Source organism: Corallococcus sp. AB018, assembly GCF_003986945.1.
In the GTDB taxonomy this organism is placed as follows: domain Bacteria; phylum Myxococcota; class Myxococcia; order Myxococcales; family Myxococcaceae; genus Corallococcus; species Corallococcus exiguus.
Window position 1 is genome coordinate 1 of record NZ_RAWR01000315.1, and the last position, 8,714, is coordinate 8,714.

Annotated in this window: 8 protein-coding genes and 3 pseudogenes; 5 read left to right on the top strand and 6 right to left on the bottom strand. The window is 70.3% G+C overall.

Features of this window, described 5'->3' with window-relative positions; translation table 11 throughout:
• A pseudogene (locus D7Y11_RS39700) lies at nucleotides 1-662 on the top strand (hypothetical protein); the annotation flags it as partial.
• Nucleotides 663-670: 8 nt separating this feature from the next.
• The gene (locus D7Y11_RS39705) at nucleotides 671-1,195 is read left to right on the top strand and encodes a tetratricopeptide repeat protein (RefSeq protein ID WP_120581731.1); all 525 of its coding nucleotides are present in this window, start codon (nucleotides 671-673) and stop codon (nucleotides 1,193-1,195) included.
• 145 nt (nucleotides 1,196-1,340) lie between these two features.
• On the opposite strand, the gene D7Y11_RS39710 is transcribed toward D7Y11_RS39705, so the two are convergent.
• The 4 genes from D7Y11_RS39710 to D7Y11_RS39725 all read right to left on the bottom strand — a co-directional run bounded on the left by D7Y11_RS39710 (nucleotide 1,341) and on the right by D7Y11_RS39725 (nucleotide 6,014).
• On the bottom strand, nucleotides 1,341-2,537 hold the full coding sequence (locus D7Y11_RS39710) for a M48 family metalloprotease (RefSeq protein WP_126936287.1): 1,197 nt from the start codon (nucleotides 2,535-2,537) through the stop codon (nucleotides 1,341-1,343).
• 15 nt (nucleotides 2,538-2,552) lie between these two features.
• Nucleotides 2,553-3,737, bottom strand: a complete 1,185-nt coding sequence (locus tag D7Y11_RS39715) for a tetratricopeptide repeat protein (protein ID WP_120581277.1) — start codon at nucleotides 3,735-3,737, stop codon at nucleotides 2,553-2,555.
• A 247-nt stretch (nucleotides 3,738-3,984) separates the two neighbouring features.
• Nucleotides 3,985-5,097: an ArsA-related P-loop ATPase gene (locus tag D7Y11_RS39720; protein ID WP_120581278.1), complete on the bottom strand. Its 1,113-nt coding sequence runs from the start codon at nucleotides 5,095-5,097 to the stop codon at nucleotides 3,985-3,987.
• Nucleotides 5,094-6,014 (bottom strand): ArsA family ATPase, encoded by a 921-nt coding sequence (locus D7Y11_RS39725; protein WP_120581279.1) that lies wholly within the window; start codon nucleotides 6,012-6,014, stop codon nucleotides 5,094-5,096. Before D7Y11_RS39725 ends, D7Y11_RS39720 begins: the two co-directional genes overlap by 4 nt.
• A gap of 196 nt (nucleotides 6,015-6,210) precedes the next feature.
• Between D7Y11_RS39725 and D7Y11_RS39730 the strand changes: the two genes are divergently transcribed.
• Both D7Y11_RS39730 and D7Y11_RS39735 read left to right on the top strand, forming a co-directional pair.
• Nucleotides 6,211-6,522 (top strand): hypothetical protein, encoded by a 312-nt coding sequence (locus tag D7Y11_RS39730; protein ID WP_120581280.1) that lies wholly within the window; start codon nucleotides 6,211-6,213, stop codon nucleotides 6,520-6,522.
• 22 nt (nucleotides 6,523-6,544) lie between these two features.
• On the top strand, nucleotides 6,545-7,351 hold the full coding sequence (locus D7Y11_RS39735; protein ID WP_121755934.1) for a ParA family protein: 807 nt from the start codon (nucleotides 6,545-6,547) through the stop codon (nucleotides 7,349-7,351).
• Between the two features lie 52 nt (nucleotides 7,352-7,403).
• Here D7Y11_RS39735 and D7Y11_RS39740 read toward each other — a convergent pair whose 3' ends face one another.
• Nucleotides 7,404-8,078 carry a polyhydroxyalkanoate synthesis regulator DNA-binding domain-containing protein gene (locus D7Y11_RS39740; protein ID WP_120581282.1) on the bottom strand — a complete coding sequence of 225 codons (675 nt, stop codon included), beginning with the start codon at nucleotides 8,076-8,078 and terminating at the stop codon, nucleotides 7,404-7,406.
• Nucleotides 8,079-8,246: 168 nt separating this feature from the next.
• Between D7Y11_RS39740 and D7Y11_RS45075 the strand changes: the two are divergent.
• A pseudogene (locus D7Y11_RS45075) lies at nucleotides 8,247-8,345 on the top strand (zinc-ribbon domain-containing protein); the annotation flags it as partial.
• A 143-nt stretch (nucleotides 8,346-8,488) separates the two neighbouring features.
• Here the strand turns inward: D7Y11_RS45075 and D7Y11_RS44735 are convergent.
• A pseudogene (locus D7Y11_RS44735) lies at nucleotides 8,489-8,714 on the bottom strand (hypothetical protein); the annotation flags it as partial.

Sequence of the window (8,714 nt, forward strand, 5' to 3'; positions counted from 1 at the left end):
GCGGGGGCTCGGGGGCGGTGGATCCGGACCTCAAGGAGTACGCCGACGCGCTCCAGGTGCTGGACGAGAACTGGGACACCTTCGACACGGCGAAGGGCACGAAGGACGGCAAGCTGACGATGGCGGACCTGGAGGCGGTGCTGGGCAGCCCGGCGGCGTCCTCCACGCTCAAGCGCGCCGCGCAGTTCTTCACGGACCACCCGGAGTACTGGCACCGCCTGGAGATGGCGGCGGGCGGCGGCCGGGACGGCGTCACCAGCTGGCAGGACCTGGACGCGGAGCTGGACTCGGTGCCGAAGGCGTCGAGCGGCAGCGGCCGGAGCACGGGCGGCTCGCGGGCGCGCGACATCGTGGACAACCCGAACCTGAGCATCGAGCAGAAGGTGCAGGCCCTGCTGATGGGCATCACCGAGGACACCGACGACGAGCTGCTGGACGTGATGAACGAGATGGCCAGCGCCCGCGAGGAGCGCGCCACGTTGGGCACCAGCGACTCGGACAAGGCGCGTGGCGCGAAGCTGGACACGAGCATGCAGGAGCTGGAGCTGCGGCTTCAGACGCTGATGGAGAAGCGCAAGGCCATGTTCGACCTGATGAGCAACATGTCTTCGAAGTTCAACGAGATGGCGAAGACGGCCATCTCCAACCTGCGCAGCGCGTGAGGGCCGCCATGGGACGCATCATCAAGCACGACGGCGGCGAGGGACTGACGATGGAGATCGGCACGGCGCGCAGGCTGAAGGCATTCGCGCGGGGGGAGACGACCTGGGCGGAGGTGGAGGGGATGACCTTCGAGGAGGCGAAGGCCATCGCGCAGGTGGGCTGCGACCTGGCGGCGGCGGGCCGGCTGGAGGAGGCGCGCATCCTCTTCGAGGGGCTCGTGGAGGGGAACCCGAAGGACTCCGCGGCGCACGCGGCGCTGGGCACCGTGTACCAGAAGCTCGGGAGGGTGGAGGACGCGCTCACCGAGTACACGCACGCGCTGACTGGAGACCCGCGCAACCCCGTGGCGCTGACGGGCCGGGGCGAGCTGCACCTGCGCCGGGGCGAGCGGCAGGGCTTCACGGACATCGCCAACGCGGTGGAGGTCGACCCGCATGGCGAGACGTCCGCGGGACGCCGCGCGAAGGCCCTGGTGAAGGCCATCACCCTGGTGGCGGTGGAGAAGCTGAAGGAGGGCGCTCCGCCGACGTGAGCGGTTGACGGGAGAGACGTTTCAAGACGGATGTGCCACCGGACAGTTGGGGAGCGGTCCGGGGGCGGCCGGCCGGAGGGTGGGCCTGGATGGCGAGGGGGAGTGGAGTGGAGGCCCATCCACCGGCGGCTTCTTGAAAGCGGCTTCAGGGCGCGTCGAGCGCGGTGAGCCGTTCCCCGATGGGGGGATGGCTCATGCCCTTGAGCACGACCCAGCGGGGCGGCTCGGGGTCCATCTTGTTCACCCGGGCGGCCTTCACCAGCATGCGGCGGAAGGCGCCGGAGTCGCCGGTGAGGTTCAGGCCGTAACGGTCCGCCTCGCGCTCGCGCTCGCGGGAGAGCGCCCCGGCCACGGGGGCCGCGAGCGTGATGAGGAGGAACACCACCAGCGAGATCAGCGGCAGGGTGCGGATGTCGCCCGAGCGCTGGATGCCCCACCAGCCCCGGCGGGCGGACAGGCGCAGCAACTGGTCGATGAGGAAGAGCAGGGCCAGCACCGCGAGCGACGAGAAGATGCGGCCGGGCCAGCGGGGCTCGTTCACGTGGCCCGCCTCGTGCGCCACCGCGGCCAGGACTTCGTCCTCCGCGAGCTCACCCAGGATGACGTCGTTGAGGACGATGGTGCGCGTGGGGCCCTGGCCGGCGAAGTACGCCTGGATGCGCTTGGACTGCACGGACGTCTTCTCCACCACCACGTCGGAGAAGGTGATGTCCGCCTTGCGCATGAGTTCGGTGATGCGCGAGCGCAGCGGCCCTTCCTGCAAGGGCGTCTGGTCGTAGTAGAGGCGGGCGCGGTACGGGTCCAGGGCGGCGGCCACCAGCATCAGCAGGGCCACCGGCACGCCCAGCACCAGCCACCACCTGCGCACGCGGCGGGCCAGGCCATACAGGCCGATCACGAGCGCCGTCAGCGCGATGGCGCCCACGAGGGTGCCCTTGAACCACATCCACGCGAAGGTCGCGGGCGTGTCGTTGGACAGGCCGTGCCGGTGCTCCAGCACGTAGAAGAAGTACACGTTCGCGGGGGCGTAGAGCAGCTGCGTGGCCAGGTCGATGAAGAGCGCGAAGAGGAGCGCGGCCCCCCAACCGGGTTCACCCCACAGCCGGTCCATGGCGCTGAAGAAGGCGCGGCTCACCGGGGCCTTGCGCAGTTTTCCGCCAAACCTGCGCTCCAGTGACGCCGCCGCGGCTGTCGCGCCCCGGTACACGGGCCGCACGAGCACGGCCAGGATGAGCGCGGACAGGGCCAGCCGCACCAGCGGGTCCACCGCCGCCCGGATGTAATAGGGCTGGTGGTAGGCGTGGATGTCGGCGAGCTGCTCCGGGGTGAAGAGCGGTTCCATGGCCGGCGGGGGGCGCTAGCGGTGCTTCGCGCCCGCGTTGGAGGCGGGCATGGGCACGGAGACCCCTTCCGACTCCGTGTCGGCGTCCGCGTCCGCGAGCAGGAGCGTCTTCACCTTCTCCAGGCTCTGGCGGGTGCGGTCCACGAAGGCGTTCTGCGAACCGATGCGCTCGGCGGCCTCCAGCGTGCGCTCGTAGATGTTGATGGACTTGGTGAGCAGCACGCGGATCTTCTTGCGCAGCTCCTGGCGGTAGACCTCCGCCTCCTCGGCGTTGAGCTCCGGGGGCGTGGGCGAGTTCACCATGTGCTCGTGGAGGTTCTCGTACAGGGCGCCAATCTGCGCGCCCGCGGCGGTGGCCCAGTAGCCGTTGCCCACGCGGATGGCGCGCAGGTAGTGGCCCTGCGCGGACAACAGCAGCTCCGCCTTGTAGTTGAGGTCCTGCGCCAGCCCGTCGCTGCCCCGGCTGGCCTCCAGCTTCACGGCCTCGTAGTGCAGCCGGTAGATTTCGCCGACGAAGAAGTGCGCCTGCGCGGGGAAGTAGTCCTCCACCTCCGCCTTGTCCGGCAGGGCGTCATACGCGGCCAGCGCCTTGCGCAGCGTCCCCTCCGCGTCGTCGGTGCGGCCGGCCTCCACCTGGCAGATGCCCTGCTGCACCTGGGCCTCGATGCGGCGTCCCGCGGGCAGGTCCGCGCGCGCGGCCAGCGTCGTCAGCAGCTTCACCGCCTCCTCGTAGCGCTCCAGATGGTAGAGCGACTCCGCCACGCGGAAGGACGCGTCCAGCGCGTCGCCCTGGCCCTTCTCCGGCTCCGCCAGTTCGGCGAAGCGCCCGTAGGCGTCGTCCCACTCCTTGAGGCGCTGGTGCGCGAGGCCCGCGTTGTAGAGGGCCTGCCGGCGGTGCTGGCTGTTGGGGTGGAAGTCCGCGAGCCGGCCGAAGTAGCGCGCCGCCTGCTTGAAGTCGTTGGCGGCGAAGGCGGAGGTGCCGCCCGCGAAGAGCTCCTCGTCGTTGAGCTTGTCCAGCTCCAGGTCCGCCGTCACCGTGACGGGGTCGAACTCCACGACCTGCTTGTTCGCCGTGGCGTCCGGCTTCGTCCCCGTGCCCGTGGTGCGGCAGCCCGTGAGCGTCAGGCCCAGGCCCAACACGCCCACCCACAGCCACCGCCGGGCGACTCCGGCTGACTCCATCCGCTTCCTGCCGTGCATGCAGCTCGCTCCCATCCGGACGCCCACGTCACCCGGTGCGGCCCCGGACATCGACACCCAGGAGACCCGCCAGGTTCCCGGGGTGCTCTTCCGCGGTGCTTCCGGAGCCCGCCAGTCTAATGCGGGCAGGCCTCCGGTGCTCAGTCGCCCGTCCGCCCGGCATGAACGCCCCCGCGCGCCGGAAATGCCCGGGGTCTCCGAGCCTCCGGCGAGCCTCCGGCGCGTCACGCGGGGTGGGGGAGGGCGCTCAGGCGAGGACGTCGTCGCCCAGGAGGTAGCGGCCGGTGCCCCACAGCGCGGTGAGGTCGTGCACGTCCAGCCCGAAGCGCGGCACCTGGATGAGGGGCGTGCCCGGACAGGCCGCGCGCAATTGCGCCAGGCCCTCCAGGTCCTGCTGCGCCAGCACCTGGGTTTCGCGCAGCGTCTCCTCCACCTTCGCGCGGCGGGTGGGCGTCAGCGTGGCCGCGTCCGCCCACTGCGCCTGGGTGGGCAGCGGGTGCACGCGGTTCACCACGATGGCCGTCATCTCCATGCGGTTCTGCTTGAGCAGCTTGTGGAAGTGGATGGCCTCGTCCAGCCGCTCCGGATTGGGGCTCGTCACCAGCACGAAGCCCGTCGTCTTGTCCTCCAGCAGCTCGCGTACGCCGCGGGCGCGCTCGCGGAAGCCCTCGTTCATGGAGGAGAGCGTCAGCATGAAGGAGGACAGCTCCTGGAGCATCTCCGTGCCGGTGAAGCGCGACAGCGCGCGCGTCACGTAGCTGCCGCCCAGGTTGAAGAGGGACAGGCCCACCTTGCCCGCCTTCAGCGCGGGCGTGAGCAGCCACTTGGCCGCTTCGTTGTCCAGGAAGTCCAGCACCCGGTTGGGCGCGTCCAGGAAGTCCAGCGCGTGCGCGGTGGGCGGCGTGTCCAGCACCACCAGCTCGTAGTCCGTGCTGCGGCGCAGGTCCCAGACCTTCTCCATGGCGATGTATTCCTGGCTGCCCGCCAGGGCCGTGGAGAGGGACTGGTAGAAGCGGTTGGCGAAGATGCGCTCGCGCTGCTCCGGCGGGGCCACGCGGGTGATGAGGTCGTCCCAGGTGGCCTTCATGTCCAGCATCATCGCGTGCAGGGCCGCCTTGGGCTTCACACCCAGGGGCTCCAGCACGGACGCGGGGACTTCCGCCTCCGTGTTGCCCAGGCCGGACAGGCCCAGGGAGTTGGCCAGGCGCTTCGCCGGGTCGATGGTGCACACGATGCTGGGCCGGCCATCCACCGCCGCGCGCAGCGCGAGCGTCGCCGCCACCGTCGTCTTGCCCACGCCGCCAGAGCCCACGCAGATGAGCACGCGCTTGTTCGCGAGCGCCGTTTGCAGCGCCGTCATGCTCCCGTGCCTCCCGTCACCATCGCGTTCAGGTGCCCCATCACCGTCTCCACCGCGTCCCGTCCGAAGCGCGGCACGAACAACCTGGGCACCGTGTACACCGGCGCGTGGAGGTTGCGCTCCAGCTTCGTGCCCGCGAGCACCGCCTGCGACGCGCGGTCATGGTGCGCCTGGGCCACGCGCATCAGCTCCGGGTGGCCCGCGAGCGCCTCCAGGTCCGCCTCCGTGAAGCGCTGGGGGAAGGCCTGGTTGAGCACCGCCGCGTGCGTGCGGATGTGCACCTTGTCTCGCAGCGCACCGTGCAGCTCCAACGCCTCGTTCACCGGCATCTCCTCCGGCAGCGCCACCAGCACCGCGGCGGTGACGGACGGGTCCACCAGCAGGTCGCGCATCTTCAGCGCCTCGCGCGTCATGGGCCCCGGCGGCACCGTCTGCAGGAGCACCTGCGGCACGCTCAGGAAGGAGATGGCGTGGCCGGTGGCGGGCGCGTCCAGCACCAGCGTGTCGTACTTCCAGCGGCCGTCCGGCAGCTTCTCCTGGAGGTGGAAGAGGATCTTCCCCAACAGCACCAGCTCCTGGAGCGACGGGATGAAGCGCAGGAAGTAGCGCACCAGCCGGTTCTCGAAGACCGTCTTGTAGAGGGTCTCGAAGCGCAGGACCATCAGGCCGTACTCGCGCATGGCCTCCTGGGGGCGCACGTCCACCGCCCAGAGGTTCTCCTCCAGGAGCTTCACCTCCGGGCCGGCTTCGGGCAGCTCCAGGATGCGGCTGACGCGCTCCTGGGTGTTCACTTCGCACACCAGGGTGCGCCGGCCGGCGCGCACCGAGGCCAGGGCCAGGGCGGCGGCGACGGTCGTCTTCCCCACGCCCCCCTTGCCAGAGACGATCCACAGGCGTTTGTCGAGCAGTCCGGCCATAGAGGGCGCGCGAACCGTAGGGATGGGCTCCCGGAGAGTCAACGAGAGTCCACGAGCGGAAATCCCCAATGTTGCCCTGCTTGACACGTCGCGTTGGCCCCTCCCAGAGTGCGGCGTCCTCTTCCTGACGTCCCGCCTGTCCCGACGGCCGAGAGGCCGTGTCCGGGGTGGGCCGGACCTGAACGGTCCCAAGAACATGCTCAAGAACAACCCGGTGATGAAGAAGCTCGTGGAGACGGGCGAGGAGCGCGTGGGCAAGCTCGCGCAGCAGCTGCTCTCCAACGAGAAGTTCGTGGGGGCGGTGCAGACGCTGGTGTCCCGCTCGCTCGCGGCGAAGGGGACGCTGGACGCGGCGCTGCGCACGGCGCTGTCCGCCATGAACCTGCCGTCCACGGCGGACCTGGAGCAGCTGCGCTCGAAGGTGGACGACCTGGAGAAGCTGCTCGCGTCCGTCGAGGGCAAACTGGACACGCTGGTGTCGAACACGTCCTCGAAGAAGAAGGGGTAGGGCGCGGCAAGCCCTCACGGCCATGCGGCGCATCGCGTTCATCAACGAGAAGGGCGGCACCTGCAAGACGACGCTCGCGGTGAACACCGCCGCGTGGCTCGCGCTGGAGCAGCGCCGCCGCGTGCTGCTGGTGGACCTGGACACGCAGGGCCACGCGGGCAAGTCACTGGGGCTGGACGTGCGCACGCTGCCGCGCAACGTCTTCCACCTGCTCACCGACGCGGAGGTGTCCCTGGCCTCCGTGGTGCGCCCCACGGGCGTGAGCGGGCTGGACGTGGTGCCCGCGTACAAGGAGATGGCGGACTTCCCGGTGGTCGTGGCGCAGGACCCGCGCCGCGCGCACCGGCTGGCGGACCGCATGCGTGAAGCGGAAGCCGCGGGCTACGACATGGTGCTGTTCGACGCGCCTCCGTCCATGGGGCTCACCACGCGCAACATCCTGGTGGCGTCCACGGAGGTGGTGGTGCCGGTGGCGCTGACGTACCTGGCGCTGGACGGGTGCGCGGAGCTGGCGGAGACGGTGCGCCAGGTGGGCGAGGCGGAAGGACGCAAGGACCTCCGCGTCACCCGGGTGGTGCCCACGCTGTACCGCAAGACGGCGCTGGCCACGGCCATCCTGGAGCGGCTGCGGACGTACTTCCCCGAAGCGCTCGCCGCCACGCCGCTGGGCTACAGCGTCAAGGTGGACGAGGCGCAGAGCCACGGGAAGACCATCTGGGAGTACGCACCCCAGAGCCCGGGGGCGCGGATGCTCGCGGCCATCGCGGCGGAGATTGACGGCGGGGCCCCTCCGGCGAAGCGGAAGCGGACCCGGCCGAAGGTGGCCTGAAGCGCCGGCGCCCGCTTCCTCACGGGCGCCACGGCGTTCAGGCACGGGTGCTTCAGGACGCGCTGGTGTCCTTCTTGTCGCCCTTCTCCACGGCGTCGAGCTTCTTCTCCAGCTCCTCCAGCCGCTGCGCGAGCGCCTGCATGTCGCGGCCCAGGGCGGGGAGGTTGCCGGTGAGGTTCTCCACGACCTGCTTCACGCGCTCGTCGATGCGGCGCTGGAAGTCCTCGAAAGCGCGCTGGCTGGCCTTGAGCAGCTCCGCCGGGTTGAGGCTCGCGGCGCTGCCCTCGGCCTGCGGCGCGGGCGTGGCGGCGGGGGCCTCCGGAGGGGCTTCCTGCAGGCTGCCGTCCTCGCGGCGCAGCAGCTTGTCCAGCCGCTGCTCGGCCTCTTCGCGGATGGAGGCCACGCGCGGCGAGACCTCCTTCTGGATGAACCCGGAGATGGACTCGCCGGGGTGGCGGATGATCTCCCGCAGCACCGACAGCGGCATCTGGTTCTTCTTCTTCTCCTCTTCGAAGATGATCTGCGCCAGGGTCACGGAGGTCAGGTCTTCCTTCGTGCGGTTGTCGACAATCCGCACCTCGGTGCCCTCCTTGATCATCGCGGCGATCTCATCGAGCGTGACGTACCGGCTCTCCACGGTGTCGTAGAGCTTCCGGTTCGTGTAGCGCTTGATGATCTTCGGCTCCTTGGTGTTGCTGGGAGCGTTTGCTTGCTCGGCCTCGCTCATGTCTGTCGTCTCCGACCCCGGCTGCGCCTTGGCATTTACTGGTTTACTTCTTGATTTCCAAAGGGGCGAACCTCGTATCAAAGGGGTTGGAAGCGAGCAAGTTACCCGGGCCCGACTCGCGGTGGTTGCCGGGTGGGCCTATGCTCCAAGTCCCCCCGACCCGACCCCATGATCGTCCAGTGCGAACAGTGCCAGACGCGGTTCAAGATCCCCGACGAGAAGGTGACGGAAAAAGGGGTCAAGGTCCGCTGCACCAAATGTCAGAACACCTTTCGGGTCGCGCGTGAGCCCGCGCCGGCCCCGAGCGCCCCCCCGCCCGCTGGCCCTCCGGCCGAGCAGCCGGACCCGTTCCAGGCGTTCGGAGACGCCCCGGAGCCCACCGGGGAGGTCACCCGCCCGGGTGCCGCGTACTACGCGCCCGGCGCCCCCGCCGTGAGGTCCCAGGTCCAGTCCTGGGGTGACGTGGATGTGGACATCGACGTGGACGCCCCGCAAGCGGCCCCCGGCCGGGCCCCCGCGCCGGAGAAGTCGAACAGGGCGCCCATCGGCTCCGGACCGACGTGCGTGTCCTCGGGGGCGTCCTCGGGCGCGGCGGACAGGGCCGGGGACGGAGCCGCCATGTCGATGGACGAGAAC

Coding starts and splice junctions, on each gene's coding strand:
- D7Y11_RS39705 (WP_120581731.1), top strand. CDS start 671: ATGGGACGCATCATCAAGCACGACGGCGGCGAGGGACTGACGATGGAG.
- D7Y11_RS39710 (WP_126936287.1), bottom strand. CDS start 2,537: ATGGAACCGCTCTTCACCCCGGAGCAGCTCGCCGACATCCACGCCTAC.
- D7Y11_RS39735 (WP_121755934.1), top strand. CDS start 6,545: ATGCGGCGCATCGCGTTCATCAACGAGAAGGGCGGCACCTGCAAGACG.
- D7Y11_RS39720 (WP_120581278.1), bottom strand. CDS start 5,097: ATGACGGCGCTGCAAACGGCGCTCGCGAACAAGCGCGTGCTCATCTGC.
- D7Y11_RS39725 (WP_120581279.1), bottom strand. CDS start 6,014: ATGGCCGGACTGCTCGACAAACGCCTGTGGATCGTCTCTGGCAAGGGG.
- D7Y11_RS39715 (WP_120581277.1), bottom strand. CDS start 3,737: ATGCACGGCAGGAAGCGGATGGAGTCAGCCGGAGTCGCCCGGCGGTGG.
- D7Y11_RS39730 (WP_120581280.1), top strand. CDS start 6,211: ATGCTCAAGAACAACCCGGTGATGAAGAAGCTCGTGGAGACGGGCGAG.
- D7Y11_RS39740 (WP_120581282.1), bottom strand. CDS start 8,078: ATGAGCGAGGCCGAGCAAGCAAACGCTCCCAGCAACACCAAGGAGCCG.